This window comes from Hymenobacter nivis, assembly GCF_003149515.1.
GTDB lineage: Bacteria > Bacteroidota > Bacteroidia > Cytophagales > Hymenobacteraceae > Hymenobacter > Hymenobacter nivis.
This window is the reverse complement of the sequence record NZ_CP029145.1, coordinates 2,316,816-2,334,570: the sequence shown is the minus strand read 5'-3', so window position 1 is coordinate 2,334,570 and position 17,755 is coordinate 2,316,816. Positions and strand designations below refer to the sequence as shown.

Here is a 17,755-nt window from a genome sequence, read left to right as displayed (position 1 = left end):
CGTTGCGGCGGCGCAGGGCCCCCAGGAGCCGGTTTGGAATCCAACGATTACCGGGCAGCCGGCGAAAAGCCGGCAGCCCGGGCCAAAGCCAATAAAAAAGGCCACTCTAGGAGTGGCCTTTTTTGTGGCAGATAAGAAGCTATTACAATCCGTTCTTATTCGTTAAATCCAGTTAATCCGCGGTCTTACTTCAAGGTGAAGGTAGTTTTGCCCATCAGGGCCCCGCCTTCGTACAGCTCCACCGTGTGCACGCCTTTTTTGTAGGCGGCGCCCTTGGCGTAAGTAAATACCACGGGCTGGCGGGTGTTATCGTACACCACGTCCTGCTTCTGGGTGTAAAACGACTCCTGGCCGTCCACGGTGAAGGTGCCGCCGCCGGTGCTCAGGTTGTAGAGGGCGGCACCGTCGGGCTCCAGAATGCGCATGTACACGGCCTTGCTTTCCTTCGGCGACACGTCGTTGCGGCCCAGGGTGAAGGTCACTTTCACCTTCTCCACGCGCTTGGCCTTGAACTCCTCCTTGTCGTCCGTTTTCTCCTTATTCTTGCTCGTGATGATGGCCACCTTGATGTTATCGGCCTGTAAGCGCGAGGCCACCGTCACCTTATCCGATAGGTCGCGGTTGGTTTTGGCAATCGTGCTGATGGTATCCGTCAGCTTGTTCTGGCGCTGCTTCAGGGTGGTGGTTTCGGTGTAGAGCGTTTCGTTATCCTGCTTGAGCTGAGCAATTTCCTCGTCGCGCTTTTTCAGCTGGCCTTCCAGGTTCATGGCGCGCTGCTTGTACTGCTTCTGCATGGCCAGCGAAAAGCTGCCGGCCTTGAAGGAGCGCAGGCGCAGCAGGTCGGCGTTCACGCCGGCAATGCGCGCTTGCAGCGAGTCGTTGCTCTGGCCCAGCTTCTGCAGCTCCTGGCTCTGGCGCTCAAAATCGGCCTTAATTGTCTCGTATTCTTTAATTTGCTCCGCCAGCTTGGTGTCCTTCGCCTGCACGTCGGTTGTGAGCTGCTCGTTCTTGGTTTGCTCCTGGCTGCGCAGGTACAACAGCACGCCGTTGATGCCCAGCAGCACCAACACAAGGGCTACCCAGAGGTAAACGCGGCTGTTGTTTTGGCGGGGTTCAGAATTTTCGTTCGGGTTCATACGGGTGGGGTTTAAGCGAAAAAAAGTTGGGCAAATGCGCGCCGGCCCAAGGGGCGGGCGGCGTAAAAGTAGGGGCTGAAAGCTTTTACGAAATTCAGGTGCCCCAGGCAGTATACTTTTGTTAGGTGAAATCGGTTATCCCACCCTTGGATGCGGCCTACTGGCAGCAGCGCTACGCCGCCGGCCGCGACGCCTGGGACGCCGGGGCTCCTACGCCGCCGCTGCGCGCCTACTTCGACCAGTTACGCACCGCTGCGCAGCCTCGGATTCTCATTCCTGGGGCTGGGCGGGCCTACGAGGCCGAATACCTGTACCGGGCGGGTTTTGAGCAGGTGTTCGTGGCCGATTTTGCGCCCGAGGCTCTCGGGGCCCTGGCCGCGCGGGTGCCCGATTTCCCCGCCGGCCACCTGTTGCAGGCCGACTTTTTTGGCCTGTCCAACGACCCGCCCTATGATTTAATTGTTGAGCAAACGTTTTTTTGTGCCCTGGCCCCCGTCTTGCGGTTGGCCTACGCCCAGCAGTGCGCCCGGCTGCTGCGCCCCGGCGGCACCTTGGTGGGCTTGCTCTTCGACGCCCCCTTTGCCGGAGCCACCGAGCCGCCCTTCGGGGGCACGGCCGCCGAGTACCGCGCGTACTTTGCTCCATATTTCGCGTTTCGGCACTTCGAAACCGCCACCAACTCGCTCGGGCCCCGGCAGGGGCGCGAGCTGTTCATCTGCCTCAAAAAGAACTAATTACAGCCTATGCTCACCGCCCTCGCCAACACGCTTCCGCATTTCCGCCACACCCAGTCGGGCCAGTTTTTTTTGATGGCGGGGCCCTGCGTCATCGAAGGCGAAGACATGGCCCTGCGCATCGCCGAGCGCATCAAGCACCTCACCGACAAGCTCCAGATTCCGTACATTTTCAAGGGCTCGTACCGCAAGGCCAACCGCTCGCGGCTCGATTCCTTTACTGGTATCGGCGACGAAAAGGCGCTGCGCATCCTGCAAAAAGTGGGGCGCGAAATCGGCGTGCCCACCGTGACGGACATTCACGAATCGGAGGAAGCGGCACTGGCGGCGGAGTACGTGGACGTGCTGCAAATCCCGGCTTTTCTGTGTCGGCAAACTGATTTGCTCATCGCCGCGGCCAAAACCGGTAAGGTGGTCAACATCAAGAAAGGCCAGTTCCTGAGCGGTGAGGCTATGAAATTTGCCGTCGACAAGGTGCAGGAATCGGGCAACATGAACGTCATTCTCACCGAGCGCGGCAATTCGTTTGGCTACTCCGACCTAGTGGTGGACTACCGCAACCTGCCCGCCATGCAGCGCTTCGGCGTGCCCGTGGTCATGGACGTGACCCACGCCCTGCAAAAGCCCAACCAGAGCAGCGGCGTGACGGGCGGCCAGCCCGCCCTGATTGAAATCATCGCCAAGGCCGCCATTGCGGTGGGCGCCGACGGCCTGTTCATCGAAACCCACCCCACGCCCACCACGGCCCTTTCGGACGGAGCCAATATGCTGCCCCTCGACCAGTTGGAAGGCCTGCTCCAGCGTCTCACGCGCCTGCGCGACGCCGTACGCCCCACAGGCGAAGTGAGCGCCCAAGGCTTGAACGCCTAGCATCGGGGCCCTGCGGGGCATTACCTGTGATCGGTTTGATGCTACGGGGCCCCTGCCTACAACGAGCGATGATCTCGGCTGCCGAAGATCAGGGACGCAGCCAGAAATCCTGGCGGGGCTGTTTTTTGCGGAAAAAGACCAGGCCGATGTGGAATAAGTCCACGGTGACCGTCACGGCCGGGTGGGCCCGGATGGCATCCCAGGCTTGCTCCATTTCTGCCGACCAGTGGATGTCGTCGAACACGAACACACTGTCTTCGTGAGCGTTGGCTAGGCACTGCTCGAAATAGCGCAGCGTGGGCTCGCGGCGGTGGTTGCCGTCGAAAAACACAAAATCGACGGGGGCCCCCAGGGCGGCCAGGGTTGGGCCCAGAGTGTCGTCGAGGTTGCCCTCCACCAGCTCAATATTGGCCAGGTGCAGTGCGGCGAAGGTTTCACGGGCCACGGCGGCCACGTTGGGACAGCCCTCGAACGTGACGACGCGGTGGCGTGAGTCGGCGGCGGCCAGGTAGGCGGTAGTGAGGCCCAGCGAGGTGCCGAGTTCCAGCACGGTGGCGGGCCGGAAGTGGTTCGCGAGCCGGAACAGCAGCTGCGCCAGGTGCGGCGGCTTGGCGGCGGTGCGGGCAATGGCAGCCACCCGGCGCACCTGCCCGGCCCCGGTGTGCGAGCCGGCCCCTAAATCGGTGACGGTGATGCTGTCCGGGCTGCTCAGCAGCGCCTGCCGCCGCGCCTCGATGGGGGCAAAGGCCGCAAACGTGCCGTCGTGGCAAATAACCGTAGTGTAGAGGCCATACACGAACGGCGAGTGCAGCCCGTGGGCGGTGCCGGCGCGCAGCCGGTACTTCAGGTAAGCAAGGAGTTCAAACAAGTGGGGCCCCGGCGGCCACTGGCAATAACGCAGGCCAACCGGCGCTCGCAAAGCTAAAAGCCATTTGCCAACGGCCCCGGGCTCAGTTCAGGCGGAAGGGCACTATGAGGGTGAACTCGGGAATTTCAACGCTGAATTCCTGGCCGTTGGCTACGCGCTCCATCAGGTAGGTGCCGCGCATTTTGCCCACGCCCGACTTCAGGTTGCAGCCGCTCATATAGTGGTGCGACTGGCCGGGTTCAAGCACGGGCTGGCGGCCTACCACGCCTTCGCCCTCCACCTCGCGCACGGGGCTGTTGGCGTCGTGAATGTGCCAGTGGCGCCGCAACAGCTTCACGGTGAACTCGCTGTTGTTGCGAATCGTAATTTTATAGGCGAACACGAAATGCTCCTGCGTGGGGCTGGAATAATCAGGCAGGTAATTTGTCGTAACCGAAACGGTAACGCCCTGCGTAGTGGTGGTAGGCATAAAAGAATCGGTCAAATAAAGCTGAGAATCCAACAGCGGCCCGTGCCGATTGGTTTTACGCCAAAGATGCTTTCCAAGGTCGGAAACATTTCGTAATTTCTTCTACCCCATGGTAAAAATAGCCGCGAGCTGGCAGCTCGTGCTGGCCGACGAGTTCGCCAAGCCCTACTTCCAGCACCTCATCGCTTTCGTGAAAGGCGAGTACGCCACCGCCACGGTGTACCCGCCGGGGCCCCAAATCTTCCACGCCTTCGACGCCTGCCCATTCGATCAGGTGAAGGTCGTCATCTTGGGCCAGGACCCGTACCACGGCCGGGGGCAGGCCCACGGCCTCTCGTTTTCGGTGGCTGACGGGCAGCGTACGCCACCCTCGCTGCATAACATTTTCAAGGAGTTGCAGAGCGACCTGCCCGCCACGCCGCCGGCCCCCAATGGCAACCTCGACCGCTGGGCCCAGCAGGGCGTACTGCTGCTCAACGCCACCCTCACGGTGCGCGCCGCCGAGCCGGGCTCGCACCAGAAAAAAGGCTGGGAAGACTTCACCGATGCCGTCATTCGCAAGGTATCGGAGGGCCGCGAGCACGTGGTATTCATCCTCTGGGGGGCCTACGCAGGCAAGAAGGCGGAGCTAATCGATGCGAGTAAACATTTGGTGCTGAAGTCGGTGCACCCGTCGCCCTACGCCGCCGACAAGGGCTTCTTCGGTAGCAAGCCTTTCAGCAAAACCAACGCTTGGCTCGAAAGCAAAGGCCTGGGCCCCATCAGTTGGTAGTTCGGTTTATAGCGGTTTTCAGGTCAGTGTACAAGCAAGTACAGAAGAATTATAGAACGGAGTGGCACTTCGTTCTACAGCGCCGGGTACACTGACCCTGAGACTGCTTTAAGTCAAAAAAGAACGTCATGCTGAGCGCAGCCGAAGCATCTCTGCCACACACTAAATCAGTTGATTAGCAAGTGGTAGAGATACTTCGGCTGCGCTCAGCATGACGTTCTTTTTTTGCTATTAACCTCTCCCTATTTGATGGTTTGGAATAGGCGGCTCCAGCGCACTTTGTGGAGGAAATCGGCGTAGGGGTTTATCGAAAGCCAGATGAGGACGGCTTTGCCTACGACGTGGTCTTCGGGCACGAAGCCCCAGAAGCGCGAGTCGAGCGAATCGTGGCGGTTGTCGCCCATCATGAAGTAGTAGTTCTGCTTGAACATGTAGGTTTTCAGTGGCTTACCGTTCTGCAAAATCACGCCGCCCTGCATCGAGATGCCTTCGTTGTGCTCGTAGCGCAGGATAACTTTGTAGTAAAGCAGCGCGTTATCGGCCGTTAGCTCCACGGTTTCGCCTTTTTTGGGCAGCGAGATGGGGCCATAGTTGTCCTTATTCCAGTGATGCAGGCCGGGGGCCCCGGGGAAGTTGATGGTCGTCGGGTAGTCGGGGTTGTCGGGGAATACCGCTTGGTTGATTTCGGGCTGGCCGGCCGGGATGGTTTCGGCGATGACCTCCTTCACGTAGGGCTGCTGCCTGAAGTAGGCCGCCACCGCGGGCGTGCAGTCCACTTCGTAGCCCAGGCCGTAGCCGGGCACCTCGCTCAGCACCGGGTCGCCGTTGGGCTGCTGGTAATCCACCACGCGCTGGGCGCGGAAGGCGGCCACCACCTCGTCGTTGGCCTCGGGAATGCGGATGAAGAACTTGCTCTGCAAGCCAGCCGGGTTGGGGGCTGCCTGGCCGTTGATGTACAGCTGGCGGTCCTTGATTTCGAGCTTGTCGCCAGCAATGGCTACGCAGCGCTTGATGTAGTTGGTGCGCAGGTCGGCGGGGAATTCCAGCTCAAACGGGACGTGAAATACTACTACGTCGTTGCGCTTGATGCTGCTGAAGCCCGGGAAACGGAACGTGGGTAACTGGATGAGGTCGGAGTAGCTTTTCAGGTGGAAAATCGGGTCCGTCTGGTGCGTGAGTGGGATTTGCAGCGGCGTCTGCGGCGTGATGGTACCGTAGTGCAACTTGCTCACAAACAAGTAGTCCCCCACCAGCAGCGTGTCCTCCATGCTGGGCGTGGGGATGGTGTAGGCCTCAAAGGTGGCCCAACGAATGAGGGTGGCCGCCACGATGGCAAACACCAGCGAATCGGTCCATTCGCGGGTTTTGCTCTTGGGTTTGGGGGGCGCGGCGTTGGCGCCGTAGCGCTTGATTTTGAAAAGGGCCATAGGGCAAGGGCGCGGGCCGCAGCCGGCGCTCGGGGCAGAAGTAAATTAAAACAATAAGAACGCAGCTGCAAGCTAACGAAGCTCGCGTCAGCTTTCGCGCCCGGGGTCCTACAGGCCCAGCAGCTCCTTCATGCCGAACACGCCCGGGCGGCCCGGCAGCCACTCGGCCGCGAGCAGGGCCCCCTGGGCAAAACCGGCCCGCGAGTGGGCTTCGTGCGAGAGCACCAGTGTGTCCACGTCGGAGGTGTAGGTCACCACGTGCGTGCCCACCACGTCGGCCGTGCGCTCGCTGAGGACGGCCAGCTCGGCGGGGCCCTCGGCGGGGGTATTGCGCCAACTGGTTTTGGCCGGGAAGTGGGCCAGGATGCCTTCGGCGGTTGTGACGGCGGTACCGCTGGGCTGGTCGAGCTTCTGGAGGTGGTGGATTTCGCGCACCGCCACGTCGTAGCCCCCAAACTGGTGCATTTTGGCGGCGATGTACTCGTTGAAGTGGAAGAACAGGTTCACGCCCACGCTGTAGTTGGAGGCGTAGAACAGGCTGCCGCCCAGCGCGTTGGTGAGGGCCCCGGCCTCGTTCCAGCGGTCCAGCCAGCCCGTCGAGCCGCAGACCACCGGGATGCCCTGGCGCAGGCAGGCCGCCACGTTGGCAAAGGCCGCGTCGGGCCGCGTGAACTCGATGGCCACGTCGGCGGTGGCGGCCGTAAAGTCGGCGATGGCCGGGCCGTCGGACTGGCCGGGGTCCACGATGCCCACAATGCGGTGGCCGCGGCTGGTGGCCAGGGCTTCGAGGGTACGGCCCATTTTGCCGTAGCCGATGAGGAGGATGTTCATGCGAAAAGTTACTTGAAGTGCAGGGCCACGGCCACGCCCGGCACCATCGGAACGCCGGGCCCCCCGGGGGCCCACAGCAGCGTGGGCTGCCAGCGTAGGGTAAGTTCGTCGCCCACGTCGAAGGTTTTCAGGTGCGCGTCCACGATGGCGTCGAGCACCTGCAAGCCATAAACGATGCCGGTGTAGAAGATGAACCCGTCGCGGTAGTGGCGGTAAAAAACGATGCCGTTCTGGATGGCTTCGGGGCTGTTTTCCTTTCCGGCCCGGGGCCCCAGCACAGCGATGGGAAACTTTTGGGCGCGGACCGCCGAGTCGGTTTGCAGCAAATTGCTGGCCTTGCTATACTCTGTCAAAGCCCGCTGCTCAAAAATCAGGATGCCCGCCACCGTGCCCAGGGCCCCGTACACCAGCGGCAGCTTCCACCATTTTCGGTTATAAATCTGGCCCAGGCCGGGCACCAGCGCCAGGTAGCCGGCCTTGGCCGGGGGCGTCATGCGGTAGCCAAACAGCGTGGCGGTGCGGCGCAGCGAGTCTTCGGCGTTTTTTTTGCGCTTGTCGGCCAGCGTGGGCTTGCGGATGCGGGCCGTGTCGGGGCGCACCACGGGCGGCGCGGCGGGGTTGACGGCGTTGGGATTGGTGGGGTCGAAGACTTGGGCGTGGGCAGCCCGGGGGTCCCACGCGGCGCCCAGCGCCAGCAGCAACAATGCCGCGAACCGCAGCAAAGACTTGTTCATACCCAACGGACTAACAGTGAAAGGAAACCTCACTAAGCCGGGTGCAGAATGTGCAGAATGCGTTGCATGTCCTCCACCGAATCGAAGGCAATTTTAATTTCGCCGCTGCCCTTGGGGCCCGGGCGCACTTGCACCCGCGAGCCGAAGCGGTCGGTGAGGTGGCGCTCGGTGCGGCGCAGCTCGGCCACGGGTACCACCGGCTCGGCCGCCGGGCGGGCCGCGCTGCCAGGGCCCTCGGCCGGCGTGCGGCCGAAGCCATTGCGCACCAGCTCTTCCACGCGGCGCACCGACAGCTCCTCGGCCACGATGCGGCGGTACAGCGCTACCTGTTGCTTGGGGTCTTCGATGCTGACCAGGGCCCGGGCGTGGCCCATCGTGATTTCGGCGTCGCGCAAGCCCACCTGCACGTCGGGCGGCAGCTTCAGCAGGCGCAGGTAGTTGGTCACGGTCGAGCGGTTTTTGCCCACCCGCTCGCCCAGCTCTTCCTGGCGCAGGGCGCACTCGCTCAGCAGGCGCTGGTAGCTGAGGGCGATTTCGATGGCGTTGAGGTTTTCGCGCTGGATGTTCTCAATCAGCGCCATTTCCAGCATCTGCTGGTCGTCGGCCTTGCGGATGTAGGCCGGAATGGCGTCGAGCCCCGCCAGCTTGGAGGCCTGCAAGCGCCGCTCGCCGCTGATGAGCTGGTAGGTGTTGGGCCCCAGCTGGCGCACCGTCACGGGCTGGATGATGCCCTGAATTTTGATGCTGTCGGCCAGCTCGGCCAGGGCTTCCTGGTCGAAGTGCGTGCGCGGCTGGTAGGGGTTGGCCTCGATTTGCTCCACCGGAATCAGGCCCACCGAGTTGGCCGGGTGGGGCACCACGATGCGCTCCCGGTCGCCTTTTTTCTCGTAGCTGCCCTCAATCAGGGCGCTGAGGCCTCGGCCCAGGCCACTCATCTTGCGCTTGGGCTGCGGCAACAGCGGGTTGATGGGAGCTTTGTCGTCGTTCTTGTCTACGGTCATCGCGGCAGCTCCTGCGGAAAATGGCGGCAGCAGCAAGTTCAAAATTACGGATAGTCGGGCGAAGCGCAAGCCGGGGCCCGCCGTTCAAATTTTGCCGAACATTTGCGAGCCCCAGCGGGGCGGTCCATCGGTAGAATAAAAAGCCTTCTGCGTTCCAAAGCCCCAGCGGGGCGGCCCAAGTCTTTGCAAACGTTTGGATCGCCCCGCTGGGGCTCTAATGGTTCTCCTTATCTGTGACGCTACCGACGGGACGCTCCGCTGGGGCTAGTTCACGATTCGGAACTAATGCGAAGTCCCAGCACCTCAATTACTTCGCAAACGCCTACGCGCCAGCCTCCTTCCACAAAGTAGCCCCGCACGCCGGGTCGAATGTGCTGGCGGTGGAATTCTTGAGGCCCCGGGCCGAAAAAAAACATGTCAGCCTGCCCAAGCCGAGGAATTTCTCCCGCTGGTAATACCTCCCCGTCCAATCCCAAAAATTCCGGCCAAATCATAAATGTGCCCGTGTGAACCGACTTGTCATCGTACCGAAAATCCCACCGGGTATGCTGGTGGGGCGGTGACCACCGGCCTCCCTCCTCAGCAGTAAAGAAGCGGTAGGTCACCCGAAAACCGGGTGGCCGGCCCATCATTTCGGCGTAGGACTCCATAGCATTTTTGTGGCGCTGGATGAGTTAGTCAGCGGGAAAGATGCGGATAACCAGATGAGCATGATGGCGTAACTGATGCTACGCTGCTTCGTCGGCCGATTCGGCTTCGGGGCGGGCTGCTACGCTGTTTTTTTCCACGATTTCGCGGGCCAGGTTGAGGTAGCTGATGGAGCCTTTGCTTTCGGCGTCGTGCATAATGGCGGGGATGCCGAAGCTGGGGGCCTCGCTCAGCTTCACGTTGCGCGGGATGATGGTGTCGAAGGCTAATTGCTGGAAGTGCATGCGCACTTCCTCCACTACCTGGTTGCTCAGGCGCAGGCGCACGTCGTACATCGTGAGCAGGATGCCCTCGATTTCCAGGTCCGTATTCAGGCGGCTTTGGATGATTTTAATGGTGTTCAGCAGCTTGCCCAGGCCCTCCAGGGCGAAGTATTCGCACTGCACCGGGATGATAACCGAGTGCGCCGCCGTGAGTGCGTTGACGGTGATGAGGCCTAGCGAGGGCGAGCAGTCGATAATGATGAAGTCGTATTCCTCGGCCAGCGGGCGCAGGGCCTCCTTCATCTTGGCCTCGCGGTTGGGCAGGTTAATCATCTCTACCTCGGCGCCCACCAAATCGATGTGGGAGGGCATGAGGTCGAGCTGGGGCAAAATGTTGGTGCTCAAGATAATGTCGCGGGCGTTGATGCCATCGACCATGCACTCGTAGATGCTGTGCTGGATGTCCTTGGGGTCGTAGCCCACGCCGGAGGTGGCGTTGGCCTGCGGGTCGGCGTCCACAAGCAGGGTCCGGTAGTCGAGGGCGGCCAGCGAGGCCGCCAGGTTGATGGCCGAAGTGGTTTTGCCCACGCCGCCTTTCTGGTTAGCTACCGCGATAATTTTTCCCATGAGAAGTAACGGAATACAGGGGCGGCCGGGGCTGGAAAGATAGAAATAAGCCAACGAGGCTAGCAAAGCCGGCCCGGCCGGCCCGGCTTCCCCTTCTACAAAATAAGGCTAAAAAAAACGGATTCGCCAAGCCCGGGCAGGCCCGGCGAATCCGGCAAAGGGTTTTTGGGGCCCCAGGGCCCCGGTGGCTACAGGGTTATGGTTTCGCCGATTTTTAGCAAGTGCAGCTCTTTGCCCGCGGCCTGGGCCTCGGCCAGGGCAGCGGCGTGGTCGATGACCAGCGGCGGGAACGTGTCGTAGTGCATGCCGATGATTTTTTGGGCCCCCACCCAGTCGGCCGCCACCAGCGCGTCGGTGAGGCCCATGGTGTAGTGGTCGCCAATGGGCAGCAAGGCAAAATCCAGCTTGTACCGCTCGCCGATGAGCTTGAGGTCGTAGGTCAGGGCCGTGTCGCCGGCGAAGTAAAACGTGGGCCCCTCGGTGGGGGTGATAACGAAGCCCATGGGCACGCCGCCGTAGGAGCCGTCGGGGAACGAGCTGGAGTGGGCCGCGGCCACGCAATGCACCGTGCCGAAGGGCAGCGCCACCTTGCCGCCCAGGTTGGTGCCGATGACCTCGATGCCCTTGGCGCCGAAGTAGCCGGCCACCTCGGCAATGCCCAAAATGGTGGCGCCGGTGCGCTTAGCAATTTCTTCAGCGTCGGCGATGTGGTCACCATGGGCGTGCGAGAGCAGGATGTAGTCGGCCTCGATGGCGTCTACGTCGATGTCTTTGGCCAGCGCGTTGGGGCGAATGAAGGGGTCGAACAATACGCGGGTAGTGCCGATGGTGGCTAAGAAGGCCGAGTGGCCCAGATAGGTAAGCTGCATAGCTTTGGTGCGGTGGAATATGGGAATGAGGAGACAAGCGGTGCATCGTTGGCCCGGCTAGAGCCAACGGTGTACCGTTACCTTTGCCCGAACAAGCTAAGTTCATTTCTGTTCGTATGCGGCGTTTTTGGGGCCCCTGGGCCGTATTTTTGGCCGGGGCTGGGGCCCTGGCGGGCTGCCAGGGCCCCGGCGCGTCGGCCCCCGACGAGCGCCGGGTGTTCCGCTACAACCAGCCCGAGGCTCTCACCTCGCTCGACCCCGCCTTTGCTCGCAACCAGGCCAACCGCTGGGCCGATGAGCAGCTATACAACGGCCTCGTGGCCCTAGACTCGGCCTTGGAGCCGGCCCCGGCGCTGGCCCGGCGCTACACCGTGTCGCCCGACGGGCGGCTTTACACGTTCGTGCTGCGGCCGGGCGTGCGCTTTCACGACAGTGAGGTATTCCCCGGCGGGCGGGGGCGGGTCGTGACGGCCCACGACTTTGTGTACTCTTTTAAACGTATCCTCGACCCGGCCACGGCCAGCACCGGCGGCTGGATTTTCCGGGGCAAGGTGCTGGAAACGCCCGATGGGGCCCCCAGCGATACCTGCTTCGTGGCCGTGAACGACTCCACGCTGCGCATCCACCTCAAGGCGCCGTTCATTCCTTTTCTGGGCATCCTCACCATGCACTACGCCTACGTGGTGCCTCACGAGGCGGTGGCCAGGTACGGCAAGGATTTTCGGGAGCATCCGGTGGGCACGGGGCCCTTCCAGTTCCGGCTTTGGGATGAGGGCAACGTGCTGCTATACCAGAAGAACCCGCACTACTGGCGGCGCGATGCCCGGGGCCGCCAGCTGCCGTATTTGGATGCGGTGGCCATCAGCTTCATTGCCGACCGCAAAACGGAATTCCTGACATTTATGCAGGGCAAGCTCGACTTCCTATCGGGCATCCGCGAGGGCTCGCGCGACCTGGTAATGAACCGCGACGGCACCGTGCGGGCCGATTTCCGGGGCAAGTTCACGGTGCAGAAGGTGCCGTACCTGAACACCGAATACCTCGGTATTCAGCTCGATAGCACCCACCTCACCGGCGAGCAGGCGGTGCAGGGCCGCGCCCTGCGCGACGTGCGCGTGCGCCAGGCCCTGGCCTGGGCCCTGAATAAGCCCGAAATGACTGCTTATCTGCTTAACCACGTGGGCCAGCCCGGCACGTCGGGCTTCGTGCCGGCGGCGTTGCCCTCGTTTTCGCAGACACTGGTGCCGGGCTACGACTACCAGCCGGCCAGGGCGCGGGCGCTGTTGCGGGCGGCCGGCTGGGGCCCCCGGCATCCGCTGCGCCTGCGCCTGAGCACGGTGGCCGAGCGCAAGGAAATCGGCGAGTACCTGCAAAAGCAGTGGGCCAACGTGGGCATCCAGGTGCAAATCGACATCAACCAGTCGGCGGCCCAGCAGGAGCTGGTGGACAATGGCCGGGCCGCCTTCTTCGCCAAGAGCTGGCTCGGCGACTACCCCGACGCGGAAAACTACCTGGCCCTGTTCTACAGCCCCAACTTCAGCCCCGCGGGCCCCGACAAAACCCACTTCAAAAGCGCCGCCTACGACCGTCTGTATGACCAAGCTATCCGCACCCAGGATGCGGCCCGGCGCACGGCCCTCTACCAGCAAATGGACCGCTTCGTAGTGGCCGAGGCCCCGGTCATCAGCCTTTACTACGACGAGCTGATTCGCCTGAGCCAGAACAACGTGCGCGGCCTGAAGGCGAATCCTATGAACCAGCTGCTGCTGGAGAGCGTGTGGAAAATCTGAACCGCAGATTAAGTGGATTTAACGGATAAGAACGGATTCGGGGGAGCCATTGGAAGGGGCCCTGGGTGGAGCGGGCTGCCGGCTTTTCGCCGGTTGCCCGCCAATCGTTGCGGCGAGGTAGGGGCCCCAGGAGCCGGTTCAACGCTGCAGCGGTTCAACGATTCGACGATTACCGGGCAGCCGGCGAAAAGCCGGCAGCCCGGGCTAACCCGTCCAAAGCCAATAAAAAAGGCCACTCATTGAGTGGCCTTTTTTGGTAGCAGATAAGGGAGCAATTACAATCCGTTCTTATCTGTTAAATCCACTTAAGTAGTCGCGCAAAAGTAACCGTAGTAAAAAAGGCGGTCATGCTGAGCGCAGTCGAAGCATCTCTACCGCAATAGTAATTATTTACTTACGAGGTAGAGATGCTTCGACTGCGCTCAGCATGACGTTCAATTCAATACGCTTACTTGTGCGTGAGTACTTAATCTGCGGTTAAGACTTCCTCTTACCCTGGGCTTCGCGCTCCTGCGAGGCCTTCATGGCCTCGGCGATGCGGGCCTGGAAGCCGGTGGGCTTCTTGTCCTTGTTCTTCACCTTGTTGGCTTCGAGCTGGGCGCGAATCTTGGTGTCGTCAACGAACGTCTTGGTGATGGCTTGCTGGGCGAAGGTGATGATGTTCGACACGAAGTAGTACCAGGTGAGGCCCGCGGCAAAGCTGTTCAGCACGAACAGGAAGATGATGGGCATCAGGTAGCTGTAGAACTTCATGGGGCCCTGCATGGCCGTGTTCACCTGGTTGCTCTGCCAGGTCATGAGCAGGGTGGAGGCCGTCATCAGCAGCGTGAACATGGACACGTGGTCGCCGTACCACTTCACGAAAAAGGGCAGCTTGGCAAACACGTCGTAGCTACTCAAGTCCTTGGCCCAGAGGAAGTGCTCCTGCCGCAGCTCGATGGCGTTGGGGAAGAACTGGAACATGGCGAACAGGATGGGCAGCGTGAGGATTGTGGGCACGCAGCCGCTGAGCTGGCTTACTCCGAAGGTGGAGTAGAGCTTCATCGTTTCCTGCTGCACCTTGGTAGCGTCGTCGCCGAACTTCTCCTTGATGGCGTCAATCTCCGGCTTCAGCACCTTCATGCGGGCCTGGCTCTCGTAGGTTTTGTACGTGAGGGGCCAGGTAACCAGCTTGATGAGCAGCACCAGCAGCGCGATGATGATGCCGTAGTTGCTGATGTACTGGGCCAGGAAGTGGAACACCGGCAGGATGATGAACTGGTTCACCCACCGGAACAGGCCCCAGCCCAGGTACACGTTGCGGTCGAAGCCCGGGGTCACTGCTTTGAGCAGGTTGAACGAGTTGGGGCCGAAGAAGTAGCGAAAGTGGCCGCGGCCCTGCTCCGCCTCGGCCACTGGCAAGGTGAGCGTGGTGCTCATGGTCTTGATAAACGTGGAGTCGTTGGCGTCGGGCACAGCCGTGTTGAAGGTGCCAGTGCTGAACGGCTGGTCGTCGGCAATCAGGCCGGCCACGAAGAAGTCGTGCTTGTGGGCGGCCCACCTCACGGGGCCCTCCGACTTGCTTTCCTCGGGCTTCTCGCTGGTCTCGGCCATGGCAGTGTGGCTGCCGGCGGCCGAGTAGTGGTTGATGGTGGAGTGGTTTTGGTTCTGCTTACGGTCCTGCTCCGTCTGGCGCACCCGGTCGAGGAACGTGAACGTGAGCGGCTCCTGGGCCACGGTGCGCTCCAGGCCGTTGAAGCGCAGGTCGTAGGCCAGCTCATAGCTGTCGGTGGGCAGGCTGTAGGTCTGCACGATGGTGCCGCCGGCCACCGCCGCCGTAAAGCTCACGCGCTGGGCGGGGCCCGCCGTGGTCACGGCCGAGGGTTGGAAGTTCAGGTCCGAGAAGTGAATCGTCTTGCCGTCCACGGTTCGGAAGCGCGTGTCGAAGCGCGCGCTCTTGGCGTCAATTAGGTTCAGCGGCTTGCCGAAAAAGGTCTTGTACTTGTTCAGGCGCACGGCCGTCACGCGGCCCCCGCGCGAGGAAAACGTGATGGTGAGGTTGGCGTTTTGCAGCGTCACGGCCTGCACCGGGCCGGCGGCCGAGTCGAGCGGCGCGTCGGGGACGATGCCGCCGGCTGGTACGGCGGCGATGGCGGCCCCGGGGGACCCCGCGGCGGCCTTGATGGCGGTGCGGGCGGCGGCCGTGGCGGCTTCTTGCTTTTTGGCTTTTTCAACGTCGGCCTGTTTGGGGCTGAAGAAGAACAAGTACACCAGAATCAGGGCCGATATGAGAAATAGGCCGGTAGCGGAATTTTTATCCATTAACGTAACTGTGAAACGATGCGCAAAGGTACGGCAGCCCCCGCCGATGGCGCGGGGCCCCAGTAAGTGTTTATAGACAGGCCGTCATGCTGAGCGCAGCCGAAGCATCTCTCCCGTTGAGTAATTTATTTACTGCTGCAGGAGAGATGCTTCGGCTGCGCTCAGCATGACGGCCTATTGGCATGACGGCCTGGGGCCCCTAATATTCTGCCTATCCCTTGCGGTGCTGCATGGCGGCCCGCACGAAGCGCACGAATAGCGGGTGGGGGTTCTCAACGGTACTTTTTAGCTCGGGGTGGAACTGCCCGGCCACGAACCAGGGGTGCACGGCCTGGGGCAGCTCGATGATTTCGACCAGGCCGGTTTCGGGGTTGGTGCCCGAGGCCGACATGCCAGCGGCCTCGAACTGGGCCAGGTACTCGCCGTTGAACTCGAAGCGGTGGCGGTGCCGCTCGCTGATGTGGGTCTTGCCGTAGGCCTTGGCCGCCCGCGAGCCGCGCCGCAAGTCGCAGGCGTAGGCCCCCAGGCGCATGGTGCCGCCCTTCTGGGTAATGTCCTTCTGCGACTCCATCATGGCGATGACGGGGTGCGGCGTGAGGGGGTCCATCTCGGTCGAGTTGGCGTTGGTCAGGCCCAGCACGTTGCGGGCGTACTCCACCACGGCCACCTGCATGCCCAGGCAGATACCGAAGAACGGAATCCCGTTTTCGCGCACGTACTGCACGGCGGCAATCTTGCCCTCAAAGCCGCGCTCGCCGAAGCCCGGGGCCACCAGTACGGCATCCACGCCGCGCAGGCTTTCGGCCACGTTCTCGGGCGTGAGGTGGTCCGACTGGATGCTGCGCACCTTTACCCGGCACTCGTTGAGGGCCCCGGCGTGCACGAACGACTCGTTGATGGACTTGTAGGCGTCGGGCAGCTCTACGTACTTGCCCACCAAGGCGATGGTCACTTCCTCGGTGGGGTTTTTGAGGCGGCCCAGGAAATCTTTCCACGCCTCCAGGTCGGGCTGCAGGGCCCCACCGGTCAGCTTCAGGCGCTTGATGACCCGCTCGTCGAGCTGCTCCTTCAGCATCATCAGCGGCACCGAGTAGATGGTGTCGGCGTCGAGCGACTCGATGACGGAGTTGATTTTAACGTTGCAAAACAGCGCAATTTTGCGCCGCATTTCGGGCGGGATGGAGTGCTCGGTGCGGCAGACCAGGATGTCGGGCTGTAAGCCGGCCTCGCGCAAGTCGCGCACCGAATGCTGCGTGGGCTTGGTTTTGAGCTCGCCGGCGGCGGCCAAGTACGGCAGCAGCGTGAGGTGAATTACCAGCGAATCGTTGGGCGGCAGCTCCCAGCGCAACTGGCGCACAGCCTCCACGAAGGGCAGGCTCTCGATGTCGCCGATGCAGCCGCCGATTTCGGTAATTACTACGTCGAACTCGCCGCCTTCGCCCAGCAGCAGCATCCGCCGCTTAATCTCGTCGGTGATGTGGGGCACCACCTGTACGGTTTTGCCAAGGAAGGCGCCTTCGCGCTCGCGCCGGATCACGGTGTCGTAGATGCGGCCCGTGGTGACGTTGTTGGCCTGCGAGGTGGGGGTGTTCAGGAACCGCTCGTAGTGGCCTAAATCAAGGTCGGTCTCGGCACCGTCGTCCGTCACGTAGCACTCGCCGTGCTCGTAGGGGTTGAGCGTGCCCGGGTCGATGTTGATGTACGGATCGAATTTTTGGATGGTGACTCGGAACCCTCTGGCCTGCAAGAGCTTGGCCAGCGAGGCGGAAATGATTCCTTTGCCGAGTGAAGAGGTGACGCCGCCGGTGACGAAAATAAATTTCGCGGCCGACGCTGGGGTTGGGGGGTTGGAGCGTTCAGGCATGACGGGGGACAAAGTTATAGTGCCGCCGCCGCCCGCCGGCTCTGGGCCGCGATTTTGCGGCGCGGCGGGCCTAATTTCTTCGGTTCTTCGAGCCTGGACGGCGGCCAATTACCGTCCTTTTCGTACGCCACATGGGCCTTTACTACCAGCCATCCAACAAGATGCCGCGGCGCGGGGTGCTGCTATTTTTGCTGGGCGGCATAGCCGCCGCCGCGCTGGCATTTGCCTACGGCTACGCGCTGTGGCACAGCCGCTACATAAGTTTTTTCTGTGCCTGGCGTTTGGCGGGGCCCTAGGGGCGGGGCTACGGGGGCTGATGCGGCGGGGCCAGTTGCGCAGCCCGGGGGGTATGGCGCGGCCGGCCCTGCTGGTGGGCCTGGTGGCCGTGTATCTGGAGTGGAGCGTGTACCTCACCATGCTTTTCGGGACGAAAGCGCCCGCCGCTACCGCTGAGCCGGGCGTGGCATTGAAGGTCATCAGCTCGGCGGGGCTGAGTGTGGCCAGTACCTCATTCAGCCCCAGCCTATTTACGGCTATTCTGGCGTAGCCGT

The 17,755-nt window shown here is 62.1% G+C and carries 17 protein-coding genes; 6 read left to right on the top strand and 11 right to left on the bottom strand.

Going from position 1 to position 17,755, the window contains the following annotated elements; genetic code table 11:
- Positions 1 to 185 precede the first annotated feature (185 nt).
- On the bottom strand, positions 186 to 1,136 hold the full coding sequence (locus DDQ68_RS10375; RefSeq protein WP_109656234.1) for a DUF8428 domain-containing protein: 951 nt from the start codon (positions 1,134 to 1,136) through the stop codon (positions 186 to 188).
- Between the two features lie 125 nt (positions 1,137 to 1,261).
- Here DDQ68_RS10375 and DDQ68_RS10370 point away from each other — a divergent pair, with 125 nt between their 5' ends.
- Together DDQ68_RS10370 and kdsA are read left to right on the top strand one after the other, a co-directional pair.
- Positions 1,262 to 1,870: a methyltransferase domain-containing protein gene (locus DDQ68_RS10370; RefSeq protein WP_245897400.1), complete on the top strand. Its 609-nt coding sequence runs from the start codon at positions 1,262 to 1,264 to the stop codon at positions 1,868 to 1,870.
- 9 nt (positions 1,871 to 1,879) lie between these two features.
- Complete coding sequence (gene kdsA, locus DDQ68_RS10365; protein WP_109656233.1) at positions 1,880 to 2,740, top strand: 3-deoxy-8-phosphooctulonate synthase; 861 nt, start codon at positions 1,880 to 1,882, stop codon at positions 2,738 to 2,740.
- 88 nt (positions 2,741 to 2,828) lie between these two features.
- On the opposite strand, the gene DDQ68_RS10360 is transcribed toward kdsA, so the two are convergent.
- Complete coding sequence (locus DDQ68_RS10360; RefSeq protein ID WP_109656232.1) at positions 2,829 to 3,608, bottom strand: O-methyltransferase; 780 nt, start codon at positions 3,606 to 3,608, stop codon at positions 2,829 to 2,831.
- An 82-nt stretch (positions 3,609 to 3,690) separates the two neighbouring features.
- Positions 3,691 to 4,077, bottom strand: a complete 387-nt coding sequence (gene apaG, locus DDQ68_RS10355; RefSeq protein ID WP_109656231.1) for a Co2+/Mg2+ efflux facilitator ApaG/CorD — start codon at positions 4,075 to 4,077, stop codon at positions 3,691 to 3,693.
- Between the two features lie 109 nt (positions 4,078 to 4,186).
- Here apaG and DDQ68_RS10350 point away from each other — a divergent pair, with 109 nt between their 5' ends.
- The gene (locus tag DDQ68_RS10350; protein ID WP_109656230.1) at positions 4,187 to 4,849 is read left to right on the top strand and encodes a uracil-DNA glycosylase; all 663 of its coding nucleotides are present in this window, start codon (positions 4,187 to 4,189) and stop codon (positions 4,847 to 4,849) included.
- A gap of 242 nt (positions 4,850 to 5,091) precedes the next feature.
- Here the strand turns inward: DDQ68_RS10350 and lepB are convergent, their stop codons facing one another.
- From lepB to DDQ68_RS10315, 6 genes are all read right to left on the bottom strand, one after another.
- A complete protein-coding gene (gene lepB / locus DDQ68_RS10345; RefSeq protein ID WP_109656229.1) occupies positions 5,092 to 6,276 on the bottom strand; it encodes a signal peptidase I in 1,185 nt (394 codons plus the stop codon).
- Positions 6,277 to 6,384: 108 nt separating this feature from the next.
- Entirely contained in the window at positions 6,385 to 7,107 is a 723-nt protein-coding gene (gene dapB, locus DDQ68_RS10340; RefSeq protein WP_109656228.1) for a 4-hydroxy-tetrahydrodipicolinate reductase, read from the bottom strand.
- An 8-nt stretch (positions 7,108 to 7,115) separates the two neighbouring features.
- Positions 7,116 to 7,841: a DUF5683 domain-containing protein gene (locus DDQ68_RS10335; RefSeq protein ID WP_109656227.1), complete on the bottom strand. Its 726-nt coding sequence runs from the start codon at positions 7,839 to 7,841 to the stop codon at positions 7,116 to 7,118.
- A 32-nt stretch (positions 7,842 to 7,873) separates the two neighbouring features.
- Entirely contained in the window at positions 7,874 to 8,842 is a 969-nt protein-coding gene (locus DDQ68_RS10330; protein WP_109656226.1) for a ParB/RepB/Spo0J family partition protein, read from the bottom strand.
- A 728-nt stretch (positions 8,843 to 9,570) separates the two neighbouring features.
- On the bottom strand, positions 9,571 to 10,380 hold the full coding sequence (locus DDQ68_RS10320; protein WP_109656224.1) for a ParA family protein: 810 nt from the start codon (positions 10,378 to 10,380) through the stop codon (positions 9,571 to 9,573).
- 188 nt (positions 10,381 to 10,568) lie between these two features.
- A complete protein-coding gene (locus tag DDQ68_RS10315; protein ID WP_109656223.1) occupies positions 10,569 to 11,249 on the bottom strand; it encodes a metal-dependent hydrolase in 681 nt (226 codons plus the stop codon).
- Between the two features lie 116 nt (positions 11,250 to 11,365).
- Between DDQ68_RS10315 and DDQ68_RS10310 the strand changes: the two genes are divergently transcribed.
- The gene (locus tag DDQ68_RS10310; protein WP_109656222.1) at positions 11,366 to 13,039 is read left to right on the top strand and encodes an ABC transporter substrate-binding protein; all 1,674 of its coding nucleotides are present in this window, start codon (positions 11,366 to 11,368) and stop codon (positions 13,037 to 13,039) included.
- Between the two features lie 477 nt (positions 13,040 to 13,516).
- Here the strand turns inward: DDQ68_RS10310 and yidC are convergent, their stop codons facing one another.
- Together yidC and pyrG are read right to left on the bottom strand one after the other, a co-directional pair.
- On the bottom strand, positions 13,517 to 15,340 hold the full coding sequence (gene yidC / locus DDQ68_RS10305) for a membrane protein insertase YidC (protein ID WP_109656221.1): 1,824 nt from the start codon (positions 15,338 to 15,340) through the stop codon (positions 13,517 to 13,519).
- 211 nt (positions 15,341 to 15,551) lie between these two features.
- Positions 15,552 to 17,204 carry a CTP synthase gene (pyrG, locus tag DDQ68_RS10300; protein ID WP_109656220.1) on the bottom strand — a complete coding sequence of 551 codons (1,653 nt, stop codon included), beginning with the start codon at positions 17,202 to 17,204 and terminating at the stop codon, positions 15,552 to 15,554.
- Between the two features lie 131 nt (positions 17,205 to 17,335).
- On the opposite strand from pyrG, the gene DDQ68_RS22800 reads away from it, so the two are divergent.
- Entirely contained in the window at positions 17,336 to 17,500 is a 165-nt protein-coding gene (locus tag DDQ68_RS22800) for a hypothetical protein (protein ID WP_162550019.1), read from the top strand.
- 53 nt (positions 17,501 to 17,553) lie between these two features.
- Positions 17,554 to 17,751, top strand: coding sequence for a hypothetical protein (locus DDQ68_RS10295; protein WP_162550018.1), 198 nt, complete (start codon positions 17,554 to 17,556; stop codon positions 17,749 to 17,751).
- The last annotated feature ends 4 nt before the right edge of the window (positions 17,752 to 17,755 follow it).